Raw genomic sequence first — 19,199 nt, 5'->3', positions numbered from 1 at the left:
TTCTCACCTTATGTTTTCCCAGTATATAGATTTAAATAACGGAGGCGATAGTTTTTGATAGAAGAACTAAAAGATATGAAACTAGTAGAACTTAGACTACTAGCCAAGGAAAAGGGAATTAAATCTGTTGTAAAATATAAAAAAGATGAGCTTATAGATATGATAATTAAGATAGATAAAGAAAATAGTGAAGAAAAAAAACAAGTAAATACTTTACCAGAGAAGCTTTCAGATGAAGTATGTGATGAAAATATAGCTCAAGGTATCTTAGAGATACTACCTGATGGATATGGTTTTTTAAGAGGAAAAAATTACTTATCAACAGATCAGGACATATACATATCTCCATCTCAAATAAGAAAATTTAATATGAAAACTGGGGACAAGATAACAGGAATAACAAGACCTCCAAAGAGTGGAGAAAAATTTAGAGCACTTCTTTATGTTCAAAAGATAAACGATGAAGATCCTGAAATAGCTTCTAAAAGACCTTCTTTTGATAAATTAACTCCTGTATATCCTGATGAGAGGCTTAACCTAGAAAGAAAAAACTTAGATGTAGCTACAAGGCTTATAGATCTTATATCTCCTATTGGAAAAGGTCAAAGAGGGCTTATTGTTGCACCTCCTAAAGCTGGAAAAACTAGCCTTCTTAAAAATATAGCAAATAGCATAACTGAAAATTATCCTAATATAGAGCTTATAGTTTTACTTATAGATGAAAGACCTGAAGAAGTTACAGATATGAAGGAATCTATAAAAGGAGAAGTTATTTACTCTACATTTGATCAGCTTCCTTCTCATCATATAAAGGTAGCAGAAATGGTTTTAAATAGAGCTCAAAGACTTGTAGAGCAGGGAAGAGATGTTGTTATACTTTTAGATAGTATAACAAGGCTTGCAAGAGCATATAACCTTACAATACCTCCAACAGGAAGAACATTATCAGGAGGTATAGATCCGGGAGCACTTCATGGACCAAAGAGGTTTTTTGGAGCTGCAAGGAATATAAGAGAAGGGGGTTCTCTTACTATACTTGCAACAGCTCTTATAGAAACTGGTTCTAGAATGGATGATGTAATATTTGAAGAATTTAAAGGTACAGGAAATATGGAGCTTCACCTTGATAGAAAATTAGCAGAAAAGAGAATATTCCCAGCTGTAGATATATATAAATCAGGAACGAGAAAAGAAGAACTTTTATTAAAAGAAGAAGAACTTTCAGCTTTATGGAAAGTAAGAAGAGCAATGTCTAACAACACAGTTCAAGAAGTAACAGAAAAAATAATAAACTTACTAGAAAAAACTAAGAATAATGAAGAATTTGTGGCATTAATAGGAAAAAATATTTAGACTTGAAGACAAAACTAAAGTGTGATACAATATAGCAGTTGAATAATCAAAGTATTTAAATAAATATAACATAACGAAAGAGGTGAAACAGAGTGAAAAGAGAAATACAACCAAACTACAAAGAAGTAACTGTACACTGTGCATGCGGAAATACTTTTACAGCAGGGTCAACTAAAGATGAGATAAAAGTAGAAATTTGTTCTCAATGCCACCCATTCTTCACAGGAAAACAAAAGACTGTAGAAAAAGGTGGAAGAATCGATAAGTTCAAAAAGAGATTCAAACTTGACTAATAAAAAGGAGTTGGACGACCCAACTCCTGTTTTTTTTAAGGAGGACGCCAATGTATAGACCAATTCATCATGGATATATAGAAGTTATTATAGGGCCCATGTATAGTGGTAAAAGTGAAGAACTTATAAGAAGACTTAAAAGAGCAAAAATTGCAAAACAAAATGTAATTGCATTTAAGCCTGAAATAGATAATAGATATAGCAGTGAAGATGTAGTATCTCACAATGGAACTAGTATAGATGCTATTCCTATAAAAAGTGCTAAAGAAATTTTATCTTACATAAAGAAAAATGTTCAAGTTGTAGGAATAGATGAAGTTCAGTTTTTTGATGATGAAATAGTGGATATAGCTATCAAACTTGCAGATGAAGGAATAAGAGTTATAGCAGCAGGACTTGATATGGATTTTAAAGGAGAGCCATTTGGACCTACTCCAAAGCTTTTAGCAGTTGCTGAATTTGTAGACAAGCTACAGGCTGTGTGCATGATATGTGGAGAGCCTGCTCACAGAACTCAAAGACTAATAAATGGAGAGCCTGCAAAATATAATGATCCTATAATATTAGTTGGAGCAAAGGAAAGTTATGAAGCTAGATGTAGAAAATGTCATGTTATAGATAAAGATTAGACTGCTTTTTTGGCAGTCTTTTTTTGCACTTTGTGGTATCATAATATAAAGGAGATGAGAAGATGAAAAAAGAATATGTTGGGGGACAGGCGGTTATAGAAGGGGTAATGATGAAAAGCGATAAAAAAGTAGCTGTAGCTGTAAGAAAGCCTGATGGGAAAATAGCTATAAAAAAGAGAAATTTAACTTCAAGGAAAAGTAAGTTTTTTAAAGCCCCGTTCATAAGAGGAAGTTTCATTCTTATTCAGTCTTTAGTTGATGGAATAAAGTCTTTAAATTATTCAGCAGAGTTTTTTGAAGTAGAAGATGAGCCTTCAAGATTTGAAAAGTTTTTAAATAAAATATTCAAAGAAAAAGCAAATGATTTAATGATATATTTTTCTATATTTTTATCGCTTTTGTTTTCTGTAATTTTATTTATGTTACTTCCTACATTCTTAGGCTCGCTTTTTAAATTCTTAGTGAAAAATACACTTGTTTTAAATTTATTTGAAGGAATTATAAGAATATCTATATTTATTGGTTATGTATACCTAATATCGCTAAATGACGATATAAAGAGGGTATTTCAGTATCATGGAGCAGAACATAAGGCTATACACTGTTATGAAAATGATCTTCCTTTAGAAGTAGAAAATGCAAAGAGCTTTACTACTATACATGCAAGATGTGGAACTAATTTTATGTTTGTTGTAATGATAATATCAATGCTTTTATTTTCTTTATTTGGTTGGCCAAATCCATATTTAAGAGTTTTTTATAGACTTATATTGCTTCCAGTAGTTGCAGGTATTTCTTATGAAGTTATAAAACTATTTTCAAAGTATGATAACAAAGTTATTAAAATATTATCGCTTCCAGGTATGTATATTCAAAAGATAACAACTAAAGAGCCAGATGACTCTCAGCTTGAAGTTGCACTTTTAGCATTAAGAGCAGTTATTGAAGATAAGGAGAGTGAATATGACAATAAGGAAGATTTTATTAAAGTCAATTAATGAGCTAAAGCATGAGGATAATATAAAGCTTGATATAGAACTTATGCTTTGCAAAGTACTCAGTGTAGATAGGTTATATATTCATATGAACTTAGATAAAGATCTTACTAAAGAGCAAATAGATGAGTTTAATAAATTACTAGATCAAAGAAAAAAAGGAAGGCCTGTTCAGTATATATTAGGAAAACAGGAATTTATGGGTCTTGATTTTTATGTAGAGGAAGGTGTTTTAATCCCAAGAGCTGATACTGAAGTTTTAGTAGAAGAAGTTATAAATATTTGTAAAAATATAAAAAATCCAACCATACTCGATATTGGAGTAGGTTCAGGAGCTATATCTGTATCATTAGCTAAATATATAAAGGATTGTAAAGTTTATTCTTTAGATATTTCTGAAAAAGCTTTAGATATAGCAAGAAAAAACGCTAAGGCTAATGGTGTTTGTGATAAAATAACATTTATTTATTCAGATTTATTTTCTTCGTTAGATAAAGATTTAAAATTTGATATAATAGTTTCTAATCCACCATATATAAAAAAAGAAGAGTTTGAAACTTTAGATATAAAGGTAAAAAACTTTGAGCCTGAAATAGCTTTACTTGCAGAAGATAACGGACTTATATTTTATAAAAAGATAACTAAAGAAGGATATAATTATCTAAAAAAAGGAGCAGTATTAGCATATGAGGTAGGACATGATCAAGCTAAAGATGTAGGGGCTATTATGAAGGAAAATGGTTTTTTTGATATAAGGTATGTAAAGGATCTTCAAGGAATAGATAGGGTTGTTATAGGGGTTAAATTTTGATATAATGAAATATTGATATGTTTAAAATAGAGAGGTGAAAAAAATGTTTGATAAAGTTGAACTTATAGAGCAAAAATATATTGATTTAACTGAAAAAATAGGAAATCCAGAAATAATTAACAATCAAAGTTTGTGGCAAAAATATATAAAAGAACACGCAGAAATAGAACCAATAGTATTAAAATATAGAGAATATAAACAAATTGTTAATGGAATCAAAGAGTCAAAACAAATACTTCAAGAATCTTCAGATGAAGATTTAAGGGAACTTGCTAAAATGGAACTTTCAGAGCTTGAAGATAAAATAGAAGATGTTGAAAATGAACTTAAGCTTCTTTTAGTTCCTAAAGATCCTAATGATGAGAAAAATGTTATAGTTGAAATAAGAGCAGGTGCAGGTGGAGATGAAGCTGCTTTATTTGCTGGAGACCTTTTTAGAATGTATACAAGATATGCAGAAAGAAGAAGGTGGAAAGTTGAATTTTTAAGTATAAATGAGACAGGAGTTGGAGGATATAAGGAAGTTTCATTTATGATAAAAGGTAAAGGTGCTTATTCAAGACTTAAGTATGAATCTGGAGTTCATAGAGTTCAGAGAATACCAGAAACAGAGTCGGGAGGAAGAATACACACTTCAACGGCAACGGTTGCTGTTTTGCCTGAAGTTGATGATGTTGAAATAGAAATTAATCCAAATGACCTTAGAATAGATGTTTTCCGTTCATCAGGAAACGGTGGACAAAGTGTTAACACTACTGACTCTGCAGTTAGAATTACACACATACCAACTGGAGAGGTAGTATCTTGTCAAGATGAAAAATCTCAGCTTAAAAATAAAGAGAAATGTTTAAAAATCCTTAAAGCTAGGCTTTATGACAGAGCTTTAGAAGAAAAAAATAGAGAAATAGCTCAAGAAAGAAAAAGTCAGGTAGGTACAGGAGATAGATCTGAAAGAATTAGAACTTATAATTTCCCTCAAGGAAGAATTACAGATCACAGAATAAATCTTACTTTATATAAACTAGAAAGTTTCTTAGATGGAGATATAGATGAGATGATAGATACACTAATAACTACAGACCAAACAGAAAAACTTAAAATGGTACAATAATAAGGGGGCATAGTGCCCCTTTTTGCATAAACTTAATATTTTTTTCATACAGTACTACTATAACAGTTATTAGGGGGATTCTTTATGATTTTAGAAATTACTTTGATAGGTTTTGTAGCTGGTATAGTAGGTACTGTTTCAGGAGCTATTATTTCACTTGTATTTAGAAAAAGTATAGATAAATATTTAGATATTTTTATGGGGCTTTGTGGTGGAATAATGTTATCTGTAGTTTCATTTGAGTTAATTACTGAGTCTATACAGCAAATGGGAACGCTAAATTCAGTAATATTCTGTATTGTTGGAGTTTTATCTACATATTTAATAAAAAATTCACTAGAATTTGAAGATAATCTAAGGGGAGGATACCTTATATTTATATCTATGCTTATACATAATTTCCCTGAAGGGCTTGCTATAGGCTCTTCATATTTGTGGAAACAATCTTTAGGTATAACTCTTGCTCTTATAATAGGGCTTCACAATATTCCAGAAGGGCTTGCTATGGCTTTGAGTTTAATAAAAGGAAAGATGAATGTTTTAAAAGTATTTGGGTTAACATTTCTAGCGGGTGTTCCTATGGGGATTGGAAGTTTTGTAGGAGCGTATTTTGGAAATATATTCAGCGATATTATAGGTATATTTTTAGCTATAGCAGCTGGTACTATGCTTTATATAACTATTGATGAAATTTTTCCAAGATCTAAACCAGAATACTGCGTTTTAGGATTTTTGCTGGGTATATTTATAGTTAATTTGAATGGATAAAGGAGATGAAAAAATTGAATACAATAATTACTAGTATAGATAAAGATAATATAGATAATGAAAAAATAGATATACATGCTAATATTTTAAGAAATGGAGGAACGGTTATATTTCCTACTGAAACGGTCTATGGATTAGGAGCTAATGCTTTAGATGAAGAAGCTACTAAAAAAATATTTAAGGCAAAAGGAAGACCTAGTGATAATCCTTTAATAGTTCATATTGCAGATAAAAATGACGTTTATAAGCTTGCTAAAAATGTAAATGAAAGTGCAAAAATAATAATGGATAAATTCTGGCCAGGACCTATTACTATAATACTTCAAAAAAGTGATATACTACCCGCTACAACTACTGCAGGTTTAGATACCGTTGCTATAAGAATGCCATCTCACCCCATAGCACTGAGGTTAATAGAAAGAGCAAATGTCCCAGTGGCAGCTCCATCTGCAAATATATCAGGCAGACCATCTCCAACACAAGAAAGTCATGTTTTAGAAGAAATGAACAAAAAGGTAGAAGGAATAATTCTAGGAGGAGATTGTAGCGTAGGGATAGAATCTACAGTTATTGATATAACTAATGAAACTCCTGTTATATTAAGGCCTGGGAAAATAACTTATGAAGACCTTTTAGAAGCTTTCTTACAAGTTGATATAGATCCTGCTATATTAGAAAAAAATGAAAATATAGTTCCTAGGTCTCCTGGTATGAAATATACTCACTATAGCCCAAAAGCAGATGTATATATAGTAAAAGGAGAAGAAAATAAGGTTATAGAAAAAATAAATAAGTTAATATTAGAAAATAAGGACAAAAAAATAGGAGTTATGTGTCTTGAAAAAAATGCACACAAATATAATGCTCAGGTTATATCGTTAGGAAAAGATATAAATGATGTTGCTAGGAACTTATTTAAAACTTTGAGGGAGATGGATAAAAGAAAGATCGATATAGTCTATTCTGAAAGTTTTGATACTAAAGGTTTAGGACAGGCAGTTATGAACAGATTAAACAAGGCTGCAGGGTATAAAATTATACATGTTTAGGAGGTAATGTTTTGATATTTATAGAAAAAAACTGGAGTATAATAAGTATAGTTTTAATTATGGTAATATTTTCAATATTTTTATATATTCCGCATAGATATCCACAAAAAATATCTAAACTCTTTGACAAAGTAAAAGAGCTTGAAAAAAGATTTGAAAAAAATAAATAAAATAATAAAAAACATATAAAATTAAGAAGGAAAAATTAAATTTATGTAGAAATAATATAAGGTTTATGCTAAATCCTAAATAAGGAGGGAAGTAAATGAAAATAGCTATAGGTAGCGATCATGGAGGATACCTTCTAAAAGAAGAAATAAAAAAGCATCTAATACAAAAAGGATATGAAGTAGTTGATTTTGGGACAAACTCTACTGATTCGTGCGACTATCCAGACTTTGGGTATGCTGTTGCAAAGGCTGTTGTAAACAATGAGTTTGAAACAGGAATACTTTGCTGTGGTACAGGAATAGGAATTTCTATAAGTGCAAATAAGGTAAAGGGAATAAGATGTGCTGTTGTTTCTGATACTTTCTCAGCTAAAATGGCAAAAGCCCACAATAATGCAAATATACTAGCACTTGGAGAAAGAGTTGTTGGAAAGGGACTAGCTTTAGAGATAGTAGATGCATTTATGTCTTCAGAATTTGAAGGAGAAAGACACCAAAGAAGATTAGATAAAATAGCTAAAATTGAACAAAAATACTTAAAATAGTTTAGGGGGAGATAAAAATGGCAGTTATAGTGATAGATCATCCACTTATTCAACACAAATTAACATATATAAGAGACAAAAATACGGGTTCTAAAGATTTTAGAGAAATGGTAAAAGAAGTTGCAATGCTTATGGCTTATGAGGTTACAAGAGATTTACCACTTCAAGATGTTGAAATAGAAACTCCAGTTGCAAAGACTAAAGCAAAGATGATATCAGGTAAAAAGTTAGGTATAATACCTATATTAAGAGCGGGAATAGGTATGGTTGATGGTATACTTCAATTAATACCAGCAGCCAAAGTTGGACATGTTGGGCTTTATAGAGATCCTGAAACATTAAAGCCTGTAGAATATTATTCAAAACTTCCAGCTGATGTTCATGAAAGAGAACTTATAGTTGTAGACCCTATGCTTGCAACGGGTGGTTCAGCAGTTGCAGCTATAGATGTTTTAAAAGCTAAAGGTGCTACTAACATAAAACTTGTTAACTTAATAGCTTCTCCAGAAGGAATTGCTGAGGTTGAAAAATATCATCCAGATATAAATATATATGTTGCTGCTGTAGATGAAAAATTAAATGAACACGGATATATAGTTCCAGGATTAGGAGATGCAGGAGATAGATTGTTCGGAACTAAATAGTAATATTTATAGCATTCGTTTCCTTTAGCGGAAATGAATGCTATAATTGTTATGGGGGTGAATACTGTGAGACCGTCTTGGGATGAATATTTTATGGAAATTGCACAAATAGTAAAGAAAAGATCTACATGTCTTAGAAGAAGCATAGGAGCTGTTATAGTAAAAGATAAACAAATACTTTCAACTGGATACAATGGAGCTCCTAAAAATCTTAAGCATTGTGAACAGTTAGGGTGTGAAAGAGAAAGATTGAATATTCCATCAGGACAAAGGCATGAACTTTGTAGAGCTCTTCACGCAGAGCAAAATGCTATAATACAAGCTGCATATAATGGAGTTAGCGTTAAGGGAGCTACCTTATATACAACGACAAGACCTTGTAGTTTATGTGCAAAAATGTGTATAAATGCAGGAATTGAGAGAATAGTATTTAAAGGAGATTATCCAGATGATATGTCTATAAATTTACTTAAAGAGGCTAATGTAGAGCTTTGTTGCATTGACACAGAGTAATTTAAAGTGTTAAAATTTTAGGGATAATTAAACTTAGAGGTGGATATTATGATTAATTTAATATTAGCTTTAATCACTGCGTTTGGAATATCATACTTTTTCACTCCACTAGCTATAAAGCTTGCACATAAATTAGGAGCTATAGATGTACCAAAAGACAATAGAAGGGTTCACAAAACTCCAATACCTAGACTTGGAGGAATAAGTATATTTTTAGGATTTTTATCGGCTTACTTTTACATAGGAAGCTTTAATTCAAAAATTTTAGGAATGTTTTTAGGCTCTATGTTAATTGTACTTTTAGGAGTAATAGACGATATAAAAGAAATAAATCCTAAAGCAAAACTTACAGGACAGATACTAGCAGCTTTGATAGCTATTTTTTCAGGAATTAGGATATCGTGGGTAACAAATCCTTTTGGAATAGAGTCAAATCTTATTGCCCTAGGAGTTTTGAGCATACCTATTACTATAATTTGGATAGTTGGTATTACAAATACAGTAAATTTAATAGATGGTTTAGATGGACTAGCTGCAGGTGTAAGTGCAATAGCATCTATAACGCTTGCGTTTATTGCATATGTAAACAATCAAGAAATATCAGCTATACTGCTTATGGGTTTAACTGGTGCTGCTTTAGGATTTTTACCTTACAATTTTAATCCTGCAAAAATATTTATGGGAGATACAGGTTCTTTATTTTTAGGATATATACTTTCTGTAATTGCTATAGATGCTGTTATAAAATCAGCTACAGCACTTGCAGTTATTATTCCTGTATTAGCTTTAGGACTTCCTATATTTGATACAACATTTGCCATAGTAAGACGTTTATTAAACGGAAAACCTATAATGCAGGCTGATAAGGGACATCTTCACCATAGACTTTTAAGCAAAGGATTATCTCAAAGACAGACTGTTTTAATACTTTACTGTATTAGTTCGTTTTTATGTATATCTGCTTTGATTTTGAGTAGATCAGATGTATTTGAATCTATACTTGTACTTTCTTTAAATATTGTATTTATATATTATGGAATAACAAAATTAGATTTACTATCACTAGATGATAGCTCTGTTAAAGATAGCAAGGTAATAAAATAGAGGTGAAACTATGAATAAAATAAGAGTCATGACAATATTTGGTACAAGACCTGAAGCTATAAAAATGGCTCCGCTTGTGAAAGAATTTGAAAAAAGACAAGAATTTGAAAGTATAGTTTGCGTTACAGCTCAGCACAGACAAATGCTAGATACAGTATTAGATTTATTTGATATAACTCCTAAATATGATCTTAATATAATGAAGCACGGGCAAAGTATAACAGATATAACAAATAAGGTATTAAAGGGAGTTGAAGATATTTTAAAAACTGAAAATGTAGATATAGTTTTAGTTCACGGCGATACTACTACAACTTTTGCAGGAGCGTTAGCTGCATTTTACAATAAAATTCCTATAGGGCATGTAGAAGCAGGGCTTAGAAGTGACAATATGTATTCTCCGTATCCAGAGGAGATGAATAGAAGACTTACAAGTAAGCTAGCAACGCTTCATTTTGCTCCAACAAATGGAAATAAAGAAAATCTTTTAAGAGAAAATGTAGAAGAAAAAAATATATTTGTAACAGGGAATACAGTAATAGATGCACTTTTATCGGTTGTAAAAAATGACTATAAATTTTCAAATGAGCTAGATAACATAGATTTTGAAAATAAAAAAGTAGTTCTTTTAACTTGCCATAGAAGAGAAAACTGGGGAAGGCCTATGGAAAATATATTTAAAGCTGTAAAAAGACTAGCAATTTCTAATAAAGATATACAAGTAATATTTCCAATGCATATGAACCCTGTAATAAGAGAAGTGGCTACTAATATATTAAAAGATTTAGAAAATGTAAATTTAATAGAACCTCTTGATTATGAGCCTTTTGCGAATTTAATAAATAAATCATATCTTATACTTACAGATTCAGGAGGAATACAAGAAGAAGCACCAGGACTTGGAAAACCAGTTGTGGTTTTAAGAACAGAAACTGAAAGGCCTGAAGCTGTCAAAGCTAAAACAGTAAAAATAGCAGGAATAGAGGAAGATAACATATTCCAAATAGCTAACGAGCTTATAAATGATAAAAAAGAGTATGAAAAAATGGCAAGAGCAATAAATCCATATGGAGATGGAAAAAGCAGTAAAAGAATAGCTGATCATATATTACAATTTTTTCAAAAATAATCTATGTACAAAATATGTCGAATAGTGTAAAATAAAATTGATACATAATATTCATAATGATAAAATTATCTGAGTATACATAGTAATATATTAATGGGCTCTAAATATGAGCCTTTAATTTTAAGACGGAATAACATAAAATTAACAAACATTTAGCAAAAATAAAACAAATCTGAATTTATAAAAAATTTAGAAAAAAATGAAGGTTAATAAAATTGAATGGAGAATATTATTATGAGTAAAAAAAGTAAGTGGATAGATTCTCTCCAAAATTTAAGCTTATTATCTCAGATAGGAATATCTATGGTAACTCCTATAATAGTTTGCGTTCTTATAGGCAATTATATAGACGAGCGTTTAAACTTATCACCTTTGTTTTTATTTATATTTATAGTATTAGGAGTTATATCAGCTTTTATAAATTTATACAAGATAGCATTAAGAGATAAGAAAAAAGGGAAGTGAGCTTTTGAAAGAAACGTTTGATGTTTTTGTGAAAGTTGCTAAAACTGTTTTTTCATTGAATATAATAGCCATTTTAATTGTTTTAATACTCCATAAATTTTCATTAGAATTTTTATACGGATTAATGTTTGGAAGCTTGTTTTCTTTGTTAAATTTTAGGCTCATTTCTATAGCACTTGAAAAGGCAATTTTTATGGATGAAAGCAGTGCCCAAATATATGTATTTACAAGGTATATAATAAGAATGATTATAACAAGTATAATTATTTTAATATCTATAAAAGCACAGCATATAAGTTTATTGGGAACTATCTTAGGTTTATTAATGCCAAAACTAAGTGTATTTGTTATAACTCAAAGAAAACCTTATCTTAAATAAATTTAAAGAAAGGAGGAATAATATGAACGGTCCTAGGATAATGTTTACAATTCCTGTCTTAGGAGGAATACCAGTAACTGAGACCATTACAACTACTTGGCTCATAATACTGCTTTTATCATGTTTTGCGTATTTTGGGACAAGAAACTTTGAAAAACTTCCTAAAGGACTTCAAAATTTTGTAGAGTTAATAGTGGATGCAGTCAACAAACTAGTAAAACAAACTATGGGAGAAGATAAAGTAGGATTTGCACCATATATAGGAAGTATATTTTTATTTTTGATATGTGCAAACCTTGTAGGCCTTTTAGGAATTAGACCACCAACAGCAGACCTTAATACAACTGTAGGTATGGCTCTTATAACATTTATACTTGTTCAATTTAATGGTATAAGAGTTAAGGGACTAAAAGGATATTTAAAAGGATTTTTAGATCCTCTACCATTTTTACTTCCACTTAATGTAATAGGGGAGCTTGCAAACCCTATATCCCTTAGCTTCCGTTTATTTGGTAATATAGCTGGGGGTATGGTTATAACAACTCTTTTATATGGATTTTTATCATTTTTAACTACAAGATTTATAGGAATTTCAATACCTATTCTTCAAGTAGGTATACCAGCAGTACTTCATATATACTTTGACTTGTTTACAGGAGTGTTGCAAGCATTTATATTCGTAATGCTTACTATGGTATTTATTTCTATGGCTATGGATTAAAACAATTACATAAAAATAGTTTAAAGACAAAAAGGAGGAATTTTTTATGGAAAGAGCGTTAATATTAGCAGCTTCAGCTATAGGAGCAGGACTTGCAATGATAGCAGGTATAGGACCTGGAATAGGACAGGGATTTGCAGCAGGTAAAGGTGCAGAAGCAGTAGGAAAACAACCAGAAGCACAAGGAGATATATTAAGAACTATGCTTTTAGGAGCAGCTGTTGCAGAGTCTACAGGTATATATGCTCTAGTTGTTGCTCTTATACTTTTATTTGCTAATCCACTACTTAACTTACTATAATTTTTAGGAGATGATCTTCATCTCCTAAATTATGATTTAAAAAAGGATTAGCAGAAGGGAGGATTAAGATGCAGTTTGCGAGCTTTATATCTCTAGACTGGGGGGTAGTTTTTCAAATTGTAAATACTATAGTGATGTATTTAATACTAAAAAAACTACTATTTAAACCAGTAACTAAGTTTATGAATGATAGACAAGAAAGTATAGCAAACTCTATAAAAGAGGCTGAAGAAACAAAAAAAGAGGCTTATGCTTTAAAAGCAGAGTATGAAGCAAAGATCAATGCTTCAAAAGAAGAAGGACAAGAAATTATAAAAGAAGCTTCTAGAAAAGCTGAAATGAGAGCAGATGAAATCATTAAAAATGCACAAAATGAAGCTAATAGGCTTATGGAAAAAGCTCATATTGAGATAGAAAGAGAAAAGCAAAAAGTTGTAAATGAGCTTAAAGATGAAATCTCTAATATAGCTATTTTAGCAGCTTCTAAAGTTATAGAAGCTGATATAGATAAAAATAAGCACGAGAAGTTAATTAGTGATTTTATTAAAGAGGTAGGGGAAGCTACATGGCAAAATTAGTTGCTACAAGATATGCTAGTGCTATATTTGAGGTTGGTGTAGAGCTTAACAAAGAAGAAATGTTTTATGAAGAACTTAAGATAATATCATCAAATTTTGAAGAAAATGAAAAGTTTTTTAAAATGCTAAAAACACCAATTTTATCAAAACAAGAAAAAAAGGAATTAATAGAAAATATCTATAAAGACAAAGCTTCCTTAGAAATAGTAAACTTTTTAAAAGTGCTTATAGATAAAGATAGAATCTCGATTATAAGGGAAATTGTAGATATATACAAGCAGTTATTAAATGAAAATAAAAATGAAATACAAGCAATTGCAATAACTGCTGTTCCTATGAGTGAGGAAAGCTTAAAAGAGCTTACATATAAGCTTTGTGAAAAAACTAAAAAGAATGTAAAGGTTAAAAATCAAGTAGATCCTACTGTTTTAGGTGGAGTACTTGTTAAGATGGGAAATGAAGAGATAGATGGAACAGTTAAAACTAAGTTAGAAAAACTAAAAAAACAGTTACATCAAATAATTGCTTAGTGAAAGGCGGTGAAACCCATGAATTTAAGACCAGAAGAAATTAGTTCTATTATAAAAGAGCAAATTAAAAGATATGAAAGCAAGATAGAACTTAAAGATGTTGGTACGGTTATTCAAGTAGGAGATGGTATAGCTAGAATTCATGGACTTGAAAAGTGTATGGCAGGAGAGCTTTTAGAGTTTCCAGGTGAAATTTATGGAATGGCTCTAAACCTTGAAGAAGATTTTGTCGGAGCTGTTTTATTAGGTTCTGATGAAAATATAAAAGAAGGAGATACGGTTAAGAGAACAGGAAGAATAGTAGAGGTTCCTGTTGGAGATGCTCTTTTAGGAAGGGTTGTAAACGCTTTAGGACAGCCTATAGATGGAAAAGGCCCTATAAAAGCTGATAAATTTAGACCAATAGAAACACAAGCTCCTGGTATAATCGAAAGAAAATCAGTTCATGAGCCGCTTCAAACAGGTATTAAAGCTATAGATTCTATGATACCAATAGGAAGAGGTCAAAGGGAGCTTATAATTGGAGATAGACAGACAGGAAAAACTTCTATAGCAATAGATACTATAATAAATCAAAAAGGTAAGGATGTTATTTGTATATATGTAGCTATAGGACAGAAGCGTTCAACAGTTGCACAAATAGTTGATAGATTAGAAAAATATGGTGCTATGGATTACACTATAGTAGTTTCAGCTACTGCATCAGAACTTGCACCACTTCAATATATGGCTCCTTATAGTGGATGTGCTATGGGAGAAGAATTTATGCATCAAGGAAAACATGTACTTATAATATATGATGATTTATCTAAACATGCTGTTGCTTATCGTGCAATGTCATTACTTTTAAGAAGACCACCTGGACGTGAAGCATATCCAGGAGATGTATTCTATCTGCATTCAAGACTTTTAGAAAGAGCAGCTAAACTATCTGATGATTTAGGTGGTGGATCATTAACGGCACTTCCTATAATAGAAACTCAAGCTGGGGACGTTTCTGCTTATATTCCAACTAACGTTATATCTATAACAGATGGACAGATATTCCTAGAATCTGAGCTTTTCTACTCAGGTGTTAGACCTGCTGTTAACCCTGGTATTTCTGTATCAAGGGTTGGGGGTAACGCTCAAATAAAAGCTATGAAAAAAGTAGCAGGAACATTAAAGTTAGGATATGCTCAATATAGAGAGCTTCAAGCGTTTGCTCAGTTTGGTTCAGATCTAGATAAAGATACTAGAGAAAGACTTGCTCAAGGAGAAAGAATAGTTGAAGTTTTAAAGCAAGCTGAAACTAAACCAGTAGATGTTGAAAAGCAAGTAATGATAATATATGCTGTTACAAATGGATATTTAAAAGATATACCAGTAGAACAAATCAAAAGATTTGAAGATGAATTCTTTAAATTTATGGACGATATCCATCCTCAAATAGGTAAAAATATATTAGAAACAAAGGATCTAACTAAAGAAAATGAAGAAGCTTTAAAAAATGCCATAGAGGAATTTAAAACTAAGTTCGTAGTTGAAGAGTAGTCCTCTTTACAGGAGGTGATATTATGGCAGGCGTTGGAATGAAAGATATAAAAAGGCGTATGAAAAGTATCAACAACACAAAGCAAATAACTAAAGCTATGGAACTTGTATCTTCTGCAAAATTAAGAAGAGCAAAAGAACAGGCTGAAAAGTCAAGACCTTACTTTTTAACTTTATATAATACTATAAAAAAGATTGCTCAAAATACTAGAGGTGTTTCATCTACATTTCTTGAAAGAAAAGATGTAAAAAGTAAGGCTTTTATTGTTATAGCAGGAGATAGAGGTTTAGCAGGTGGATACAATTCAAACGTCATAAAAACTACACTATCTAGTATGGAAGGTAAAAAAGAAAAAGTAGTCCCTGTAGGAAAAAAATCTATAGACTTTTTCCAAAAGAGAAATTATGACATACTAGGTAAGTTTTCAGGTATTGAAAATATGGACTTTTCTAATGCTAAGGAAATTGCTCAGGTTTGTATAGATGCATATATGAAAAATGAAGTAGATGAAGTATATTTAGTTTATACTGAATTTAAATCTACTTTAATACAAGAACCAAAAGTACTTAAGGTTCTTCCTATTTCTTTTGATAAAGAAGACGAAAACGAGAAAAGAGAAATTATAGAGTATGAGCCTTCTGCAGAAGCTGTTTTAGATTATATAGTTCCAAAGTTTGTAGCAGGAACTATATATGGAGGAATTGTTGAATCATTTGCTTCAGAGCAGGCAGCTAGAAGAACAGCTATGGAGTCTGCTTCTGATAATGCTGATGAAATGATAAGCAAGTTAGAACTTAGCTACAATAGGGCAAGACAGTCCTCTATAACACAAGAAATATCTGAGATAGTTGCAGGAGCAGAGGCCTTAAAATAAGGAGGTATGAAAATGCCAGATAAAAATGTTGGTAAAGTGGTTCAGATAATTGGGCCAGTACTAGACATTAAATTTAGTTCAGATAATTTACCTAATCTACTTAATGCAATAGAGATATATCACGAAGGAAGAAAAATAGTTGCAGAGGTAGCTCAGCATATAGGTGATGATACAGTAAGATGTATAGCTATGAGTTCAACTGATGGACTTGTAAGAGGTATAGATGCTATAGATACAGGAAATGCTATATCTGTTCCAGTTGGAAGAAAAACACTTGGAAGAATATTCAATGTATTAGGAGATCCTGTTGATAACAAGCCTGAAGTTGAAGATGCTCCGAAACTTCCAATACATAGACCAGCACCTTCATTTGAAGACCAAGAAACAGCTACAGAAATTCTTGAAACAGGAATAAAGGTAGTAGACCTTATAGCTCCTTATGCAAAGGGAGGAAAGATAGGTCTATTTGGAGGAGCAGGTGTTGGAAAAACAGTTCTTATAATGGAGCTTATAAACAACATAGCTAAAGAGCATGGAGGTCTTTCAGTATTCTCAGGAGTTGGAGAAAGAACAAGAGAAGGAAATGACCTTTATCACGAGATGATAGATTCGGGAGTTATAGACAAAACAACTCTTGTTTATGGACAAATGAATGAGCCACCAGGAGCTAGAATGAGAGTTGCGTTAACTGGTCTTACAATGGCAGAATATTTTAGAGATCAAGAAGGGCAAGACGTATTATTATTCATAGATAATATATTCAGATTTACTCAAGCAGGTTCTGAAGTTTCAGCACTTCTTGGACGTATGCCATCAGCGGTTGGTTATCAGCCTACATTAGCTACAGAAATGGGTGCTTTACAAGAGAGAATTACATCTACTAAAAAGGGATCTATAACTTCAGTTCAAGCAGTATACGTTCCAGCTGACGACTTAACTGACCCAGCGCCAGCTACAACTTTCGCTCACCTTGATGCAACAACAGTTTTATCAAGACAAATAGCAGCGCTTGGTATATATCCAGCAGTTGATCCGCTAGATTCTACATCAAGAATACTAGATCCAAATATAGTTGGAAGAGAACATTATGAAGTTGCCCGTGGAGTTCAGTCGGTTCTTCAAAGATATAAAGAACTTCAAGATATAATAGCTATACTTGGTATGGATGAACTTTCAGATGAAGATAAATTAATAGTTGCTAGAGCTAGAAAAATCCAAAGATTCTTATCTCAACCATTTAGCGTTGCAGAACAGTTTACAGGAATGGCAGGAAAATATGTACCATTAAAAGAAACTATAAGAGGATTTAGAGAAATTCTTGAAGGAAAACATGATGATTTACCAGAGTCTGCATTCTTATATGTTGGAACTATTGATGAGGCAGTAGAAAAGGCGAAGAAGGGAGAGTAGATTATGGCATCCCTATTCAACCTAGAAGTGGTAACTCCTGAAAGCAAATTTTTCGAAGGAGAAGTAGAAATGGTTGTAGTTAGAACAACAGAAGGAGATGTTGGTATAATGAAAAACCACATAAACTACGTTGCTCCTTTGTCTAAGGGGTTACTAAAGATAAAAAGAAATGGAGAATTCAAAAACGCATCTATAGATGGAGGGTTTATATCTGTAGATAAAGAAAAAACTACTATAGTAACTGATTTTGCATCATGGAATGAATAAAGGACTAATTTAATTAGTCCTTTATTGTTTTTACTTGATTTAAGTTGTCTATAACTATAGGAGCTTTTATATTTATCATTTTCAGATCTTGAGATTGAACAGCTTTTTTAAGGTCCTCTATTGAATATTTTATTTTTAAGAAAGCATCTTTATCTTCTTTTTGAATAGCTTGGCTAACCTTGTTTAAATCATCAGATACATTTTCAAGAGTTTGAAGCGCTTCATCAAATCGTCCTAGATGAGATAAAAGAACTGCCTTTCTAATAGAATATTTCATTCTTTCTATATGAGGATTTACAAGGCTTTTGTAGTGAATATTAAAGTCAGCTATATATTTAGTTAAATTATTAATATATACTAAAGAGTCTAAAACTTTCATTTCATCTACAGATTTTGTAAGAGAAGCTAAATTGTTTTCAAAATTTTCTATTATACTATCTTCGATCGATACAGAATCAAGTTTTGCTTTAACTTCGTTCCAACTTCCATGAATATCTACAACATCTCTTTTTATATCTAGCCAAGCTTGTTCAATTGTAAATGGCAGATCCTTTTTATCTAGATCGTTGACTCTTTTTATGTTCTCTTTTTTGAGTAGTTCATAAATTATTGAATTTTCAAGAGTAAAAGAAGAAATTGAAACCTTTATTTTCTCTTCTTCATGCTTTTTTCTATCTTCTTCTGAAAGTCTGTCATTACTTAAATCGGATATTTCTTTTTCTTTGTTTTGAGCTATTAGATCATTTTTTTTCTTTTCAGAAATTGCCATATTAGTACTAGGAATTAAGTCTATTTTTCCCATTAATATAAGCAAGTCATTAGATAGAGCCTGAATTTCTTCGGGTTGTTTTGGAAGAGAATCATCTTTTTTCTCATTATTTTGTTGGCATCCTGACAGCAAAACTATGCACAATAGCAAAGCAGCTATTTTTTTCATAATATCACCTCATATCTGTATTTTTTCCAAACAGTAATAAAAAATTCAACATATGTAATTATAGATAAAATAATTTTTTAAATTGACGA

At 31.2% G+C, this 19,199-nt stretch carries 25 protein-coding genes; 24 read left to right on the top strand and 1 reads right to left on the bottom strand.

Translation table 11 applies throughout. The features are described from left to right. Positions 1-57: 57 nt before the first annotated feature. The 24 genes from rho to atpC all read left to right on the top strand — a co-directional run bounded on the left by rho (position 58) and on the right by atpC (position 18,173). On the top strand, positions 58-1,353 hold the full coding sequence (rho, locus tag JWYL7_RS08170; protein WP_072280255.1) for a transcription termination factor Rho: 1,296 nt from the start codon (positions 58-60) through the stop codon (positions 1,351-1,353). 92 nt (positions 1,354-1,445) lie between these two features. Further along, positions 1,446-1,646 (top strand): 50S ribosomal protein L31, encoded by a 201-nt coding sequence (gene rpmE, locus JWYL7_RS08165; RefSeq protein WP_066071583.1) that lies wholly within the window; start codon positions 1,446-1,448, stop codon positions 1,644-1,646. 50 nt (positions 1,647-1,696) lie between these two features. After that, positions 1,697-2,275 carry a thymidine kinase gene (locus JWYL7_RS08160; RefSeq protein ID WP_066071580.1) on the top strand — a complete coding sequence of 193 codons (579 nt, stop codon included), beginning with the start codon at positions 1,697-1,699 and terminating at the stop codon, positions 2,273-2,275. A 62-nt stretch (positions 2,276-2,337) separates the two neighbouring features. Continuing rightward, positions 2,338-3,273: a DUF1385 domain-containing protein gene (locus tag JWYL7_RS08155; RefSeq protein ID WP_066071577.1), complete on the top strand. Its 936-nt coding sequence runs from the start codon at positions 2,338-2,340 to the stop codon at positions 3,271-3,273. Further along, complete coding sequence (gene prmC, locus JWYL7_RS08150; protein ID WP_066071574.1) at positions 3,239-4,081, top strand: peptide chain release factor N(5)-glutamine methyltransferase; 843 nt, start codon at positions 3,239-3,241, stop codon at positions 4,079-4,081. The genes JWYL7_RS08155 and prmC overlap by 35 nt, the downstream gene beginning before the upstream one ends. Positions 4,082-4,124: 43 nt before the next feature. Continuing rightward, positions 4,125-5,192 carry a peptide chain release factor 1 gene (gene prfA, locus JWYL7_RS08145; RefSeq protein ID WP_066071570.1) on the top strand — a complete coding sequence of 356 codons (1,068 nt, stop codon included), beginning with the start codon at positions 4,125-4,127 and terminating at the stop codon, positions 5,190-5,192. A gap of 84 nt (positions 5,193-5,276) precedes the next feature. Continuing rightward, positions 5,277-5,960: a ZIP family metal transporter gene (locus JWYL7_RS08140; protein WP_066071568.1), complete on the top strand. Its 684-nt coding sequence runs from the start codon at positions 5,277-5,279 to the stop codon at positions 5,958-5,960. Between the two features lie 14 nt (positions 5,961-5,974). Continuing rightward, the gene (locus tag JWYL7_RS08135) at positions 5,975-7,009 is read left to right on the top strand and encodes an L-threonylcarbamoyladenylate synthase (RefSeq protein ID WP_066071565.1); all 1,035 of its coding nucleotides are present in this window, start codon (positions 5,975-5,977) and stop codon (positions 7,007-7,009) included. A gap of 11 nt (positions 7,010-7,020) precedes the next feature. Further along, on the top strand, positions 7,021-7,179 hold the full coding sequence (locus tag JWYL7_RS10595; protein ID WP_161937497.1) for a hypothetical protein: 159 nt from the start codon (positions 7,021-7,023) through the stop codon (positions 7,177-7,179). A 95-nt stretch (positions 7,180-7,274) separates the two neighbouring features. Beyond that, positions 7,275-7,724, top strand: coding sequence for a ribose 5-phosphate isomerase B (gene rpiB / locus JWYL7_RS08130; protein WP_066071561.1), 450 nt, complete (start codon positions 7,275-7,277; stop codon positions 7,722-7,724). Positions 7,725-7,741: 17 nt separating this feature from the next. Next, on the top strand, positions 7,742-8,368 hold the full coding sequence (upp, locus tag JWYL7_RS08125) for a uracil phosphoribosyltransferase (RefSeq protein WP_066071558.1): 627 nt from the start codon (positions 7,742-7,744) through the stop codon (positions 8,366-8,368). A 66-nt stretch (positions 8,369-8,434) separates the two neighbouring features. Next, entirely contained in the window at positions 8,435-8,881 is a 447-nt protein-coding gene (locus JWYL7_RS08120) for a deoxycytidylate deaminase (protein WP_066071556.1), read from the top strand. A gap of 48 nt (positions 8,882-8,929) precedes the next feature. Next, positions 8,930-9,985, top strand: coding sequence for a glycosyltransferase family 4 protein (locus tag JWYL7_RS08115; protein WP_066071553.1), 1,056 nt, complete (start codon positions 8,930-8,932; stop codon positions 9,983-9,985). A gap of 10 nt (positions 9,986-9,995) precedes the next feature. Further along, positions 9,996-11,114 (top strand): non-hydrolyzing UDP-N-acetylglucosamine 2-epimerase, encoded by a 1,119-nt coding sequence (wecB, locus tag JWYL7_RS08110; RefSeq protein ID WP_066071551.1) that lies wholly within the window; start codon positions 9,996-9,998, stop codon positions 11,112-11,114. A 234-nt stretch (positions 11,115-11,348) separates the two neighbouring features. After that, on the top strand, positions 11,349-11,579 hold the full coding sequence (locus tag JWYL7_RS08105; protein ID WP_066071546.1) for an AtpZ/AtpI family protein: 231 nt from the start codon (positions 11,349-11,351) through the stop codon (positions 11,577-11,579). Positions 11,580-11,583: 4 nt separating this feature from the next. Beyond that, positions 11,584-11,958, top strand: a complete 375-nt coding sequence (locus JWYL7_RS08100; RefSeq protein ID WP_066071545.1) for an ATP synthase subunit I — start codon at positions 11,584-11,586, stop codon at positions 11,956-11,958. 22 nt (positions 11,959-11,980) lie between these two features. Continuing rightward, a complete protein-coding gene (gene atpB, locus JWYL7_RS08095; RefSeq protein ID WP_066071539.1) occupies positions 11,981-12,679 on the top strand; it encodes a F0F1 ATP synthase subunit A in 699 nt (232 codons plus the stop codon). A 46-nt stretch (positions 12,680-12,725) separates the two neighbouring features. Next, entirely contained in the window at positions 12,726-12,980 is a 255-nt protein-coding gene (gene atpE / locus JWYL7_RS08090; RefSeq protein ID WP_066071536.1) for an ATP synthase F0 subunit C, read from the top strand. A 68-nt stretch (positions 12,981-13,048) separates the two neighbouring features. Then, entirely contained in the window at positions 13,049-13,558 is a 510-nt protein-coding gene (locus tag JWYL7_RS08085) for a F0F1 ATP synthase subunit B (protein ID WP_066071533.1), read from the top strand. Continuing rightward, positions 13,546-14,088 carry a F0F1 ATP synthase subunit delta gene (locus JWYL7_RS08080; RefSeq protein ID WP_066071530.1) on the top strand — a complete coding sequence of 181 codons (543 nt, stop codon included), beginning with the start codon at positions 13,546-13,548 and terminating at the stop codon, positions 14,086-14,088. Before JWYL7_RS08085 ends, JWYL7_RS08080 begins: the two co-directional genes overlap by 13 nt. Before the next feature lie 18 nt (positions 14,089-14,106). Further along, on the top strand, positions 14,107-15,621 hold the full coding sequence (gene atpA / locus JWYL7_RS08075; RefSeq protein ID WP_066071528.1) for a F0F1 ATP synthase subunit alpha: 1,515 nt from the start codon (positions 14,107-14,109) through the stop codon (positions 15,619-15,621). Between the two features lie 23 nt (positions 15,622-15,644). Continuing rightward, on the top strand, positions 15,645-16,496 hold the full coding sequence (gene atpG / locus JWYL7_RS08070) for an ATP synthase F1 subunit gamma (protein WP_066071524.1): 852 nt from the start codon (positions 15,645-15,647) through the stop codon (positions 16,494-16,496). Positions 16,497-16,508: 12 nt separating this feature from the next. Continuing rightward, positions 16,509-17,906 carry a F0F1 ATP synthase subunit beta gene (gene atpD / locus JWYL7_RS08065; protein WP_066071521.1) on the top strand — a complete coding sequence of 466 codons (1,398 nt, stop codon included), beginning with the start codon at positions 16,509-16,511 and terminating at the stop codon, positions 17,904-17,906. A 3-nt stretch (positions 17,907-17,909) separates the two neighbouring features. Beyond that, complete coding sequence (atpC, locus tag JWYL7_RS08060; RefSeq protein WP_066071517.1) at positions 17,910-18,173, top strand: ATP synthase F1 subunit epsilon; 264 nt, start codon at positions 17,910-17,912, stop codon at positions 18,171-18,173. A 13-nt stretch (positions 18,174-18,186) separates the two neighbouring features. Here the strand turns inward: atpC and JWYL7_RS08055 are convergent, their stop codons facing one another. Continuing rightward, a complete protein-coding gene (locus JWYL7_RS08055; RefSeq protein WP_066071512.1) occupies positions 18,187-19,110 on the bottom strand; it encodes a hypothetical protein in 924 nt (307 codons plus the stop codon). Positions 19,111-19,199 lie beyond the last annotated feature (89 nt).

The sequence above is a fragment of the Alkalithermobacter thermoalcaliphilus JW-YL-7 = DSM 7308 genome (genome assembly GCA_001584565.1).
GTDB classification, from domain to species: Bacteria; Bacillota; Clostridia; order Peptostreptococcales; family Peptostreptococcaceae; genus Alkalithermobacter; species Alkalithermobacter thermoalcaliphilus.
This window is presented reverse-complemented; position numbering and strand designations above follow the sequence as displayed.